This is a genomic window from Bacillus thermozeamaize (assembly GCA_002159075.1).
Taxonomy (GTDB): Bacteria; Bacillota; Bacilli; order ZCTH02-B2; family ZCTH02-B2; genus Bacillus_BB; species Bacillus_BB thermozeamaize.
On record LZRT01000002.1, the window covers coordinates 1 to 2,622 of the forward strand.

Below are 2,622 nucleotides of genomic sequence, written 5' to 3' on the forward strand. Positions count from 1 at the left end.
CGTCCGGAGCGAATCCGCGAGAACGCCGGCATCTTCGACTTTATCCTTGCGGAAGAGGACATGGCGAAGCTGGACGCTTTGAACGAAAATCGGCGCATCGATCCCGATCCGGACAATTTTGATTTCTAACAACTCAAGAGCCAGCGATGGGGTGGACACCTGTGGAATCCGTCGTACGGGGATCGCTCGGTCAAGAAGCGGTCGTTGGGTCGCTGTTCCCGAGAATCCCACGGCTTAAAGCCGTGTGGAGTGTCAAGCGACCGATCCTCGTCCTTCACCGGGCGATTCGTTTTAACTCGGCCTCATGCTCAATTGAACGGCGGGCGAGCACGTCCAGCGTGCGGTCATGGTTTTCCAATGTGGACTCGATTCGCTTGACGATGTCAGATGTTTCCAGCAATGTTTGTTACATGAAGACTTGCTCTTCAGCCAAGCTTTGAACCTTCTCATCCAATGTCACTACCTTGGTTTCCAGCGCTTGAACCCGATTGTCCAGCGCTTGAACTTTTTTGTCCAACGCATCCACTTTTGCGTTTGTGGCCCCGACAATTTGGATCAGCTGATGAATCATGTTGTCGTGATGTTGCAGCGTGGCTTTCACTTCTTGCATGTCACGCTCAAGTTTTTAGAGGCGTTGGTGAACCGGGGCCAGTTCTTCTTTTAGAACGGAGCGCAACGCTTCTTTGAAATCGCCGGTCAAGCTGGTTCATCCTTTCCGAGATTCGTTGGCATGGACTTGGATCGATTCGAATGGCGTCCCTTGCCTGTCGGTGGAGAGACGCATGCGGCAACGTAGAGCCGTGATGTTCCGTCAGACGATTCAGCCTTTATTTATTATAACATGGGATGCAGCACCACACTTTTGGGTTTAGAGCCGGAGCAGTATTTCCGTTCAGCTTCCGGTGGTATAATGGAATAAAGAACGACGGGAGCAAAGACGGAGAAATGAACAGGAAGAAGGAGAAGCGTTGTGTTCCGGTGGATGGACCTTAAGGTCGATTTTGCTTTCAAGCAGATATTCGGAAAGAAGGGAAACGAGGAAATTCTCAGGGCGTTCCTGAACGCGGCCTTGAAGCATTCGACGGGGAAGAAGATCGCGTCGGTGGAAATCCTCAATCCCGAGTTTTCGCGCGATCACCCTGAGGACAAAGCATCTGTGCTGGACATTCACGCCCGGACGGAACAAGGCGAGCACATCAATATCGAGATCCAGCTGGCAAACAAGTTTGACATGGAGAAGCGGACCCTGTATTACTGGTCACGCATCTATGCTGCGCAACTGCGGAGGGGAATGCCGTATACGGAGTTAGCCAGGACGATCACCATCAACATTCTCAACTTCCGTTTTCTCAAGGAAACGGAGAAGTACCACAGCACCTTCCACCTGTACGAGGACCAAGAGCATTTTCTGCTGACGGATATGTTGGAGATTCATTTCATGGAGATACCGAAACTGATGGCGAAATGGGAACGGCAAGCCGTCAATCCGCAGGACAATGATTTGGAAAGATGGTTGCTGCTGCTGGAGGCAGATGAGCACGAAGAGATTCGCAAGGAATTGGAGGTGATAGCGATGAAAGATCCCATGATGAAGCGTGTGTTTGAAGAGTGGGAAGACTTGAGCCGGGATCCGAGAAAGTGGATCGAGTACGAGTCTCGGCGGAAGGCCATTCTGGACGAATTGGCGTTTGTGAAGGAAATGGAGATACGGCAGCAACGGGCGGAGCAGCAGGCGAGGGAGAAAGGGCTGGCGGAAGGCCTGGAGAAAGGCCTGGCGGAAGGCCTGGAGAAAGGGCTGGCGGAAGGCCTGGAGAAAGGCCGAAAGGAAGGCCGAAAGGAAGGCCGAAAGGAAGGCCGAGAGGAAGGGAGAATGGAAGTAGCCAGAAACTTGTTAGGGATGAACATGCCTGTAGATGTGGTTGCGAAAGCGACAGGACTGTCAGTAGAGCAAGTGGTAACACTGAAAAAACAGTTACAGTCGTGAACGAACGAGTGAAACCCCTATCCCCGACTGACGCTGAAGTATGGAAAAGGGATGAATCAAAGAGAATCCTTGGTGATTCCTATTCATTAACGATTTTGGTCAGTTGAAATGCGAAGCACCCTTGTAAGGAAGGGTGCTGCTTGTTTAGACTGGATTGAAGAACAGTTCGAAAAAAGAAAACATGGAGGGATAAACATGCCGGAACAGATTTCCGACTGCACCACGCTCCACAATGGCGTGAAAATGCCCTGGCTGGGCCTTGGCGTCTACAAGGCGGCGGAAGGGGAAGAGGTGGAGCGTGCGGTGCGCACCGCGCTGGAGGTGGGTTATCGCAGCATTGACACGGCGGCCATCTACCGGCCCAGATTCTGCTCCGATGGGACCTGCAGCACGGGATCGTCACCATTCCGAAGTCGGTCCGTCCGGAGCGAATCCGCGAGAACGCCGGCATCTTCGACTTTATCCTTGCGGAAGAGGACATGGCGAAGCTGGACGCTTTGAACGAAAATCGGCGCATCGATCCCGATCCGGACAATTTTGATTTCTAACAACTCAAGAGCCAGCGATGGGGTGGACACGTGTGGAATCCGTCGTACGGGGATCGCTCGGTCAAGAAGCGGTCGTTGGGTCGCTGTTAC

At 52.6% G+C, this 2,622-nt stretch carries 3 protein-coding genes; 1 reads left to right on the forward strand and 2 read right to left on the reverse strand.

Annotation, left to right across the window (positions count from 1 at the left end; all coding sequences use genetic code 11):
* Nucleotides 1–406: 406 nt before the first annotated feature.
* Entirely contained in the window at nt 407–610 is a 204-nt protein-coding gene (locus BAA01_16320; GenBank protein OUM91250.1) for a hypothetical protein, read from the reverse strand.
* 372 nt (nt 611–982) lie between these two features.
* Between BAA01_16320 and BAA01_16325 the strand changes: the two genes are divergently transcribed.
* Nucleotides 983–1,984 (forward strand): transposase, encoded by a 1,002-nt coding sequence (locus BAA01_16325; GenBank protein ID OUM91252.1) that lies wholly within the window; start codon nt 983–985, stop codon nt 1,982–1,984.
* A 353-nt stretch (nt 1,985–2,337) separates the two neighbouring features.
* Here BAA01_16325 and BAA01_16330 read toward each other — a convergent pair whose 3' ends face one another.
* Nucleotides 2,338–2,562: a hypothetical protein gene (locus tag BAA01_16330; GenBank protein OUM91251.1), complete on the reverse strand. Its 225-nt coding sequence runs from the start codon at nt 2,560–2,562 to the stop codon at nt 2,338–2,340.
* Nucleotides 2,563–2,622 lie beyond the last annotated feature (60 nt).

What these genes read in the sequence shown, in the direction of transcription:
- BAA01_16325 (OUM91252.1), top strand. Translation starts at nt 983, where the DNA reads ATGGACCTTAAGGTCGATTTTGCTTTCAAGCAGATATTCGGAAAGAAG.
- BAA01_16320 (OUM91250.1), bottom strand. Translation starts at nt 610, where the DNA reads ATGCAAGAAGTGAAAGCCACGCTGCAACATCACGACAACATGATTCAT.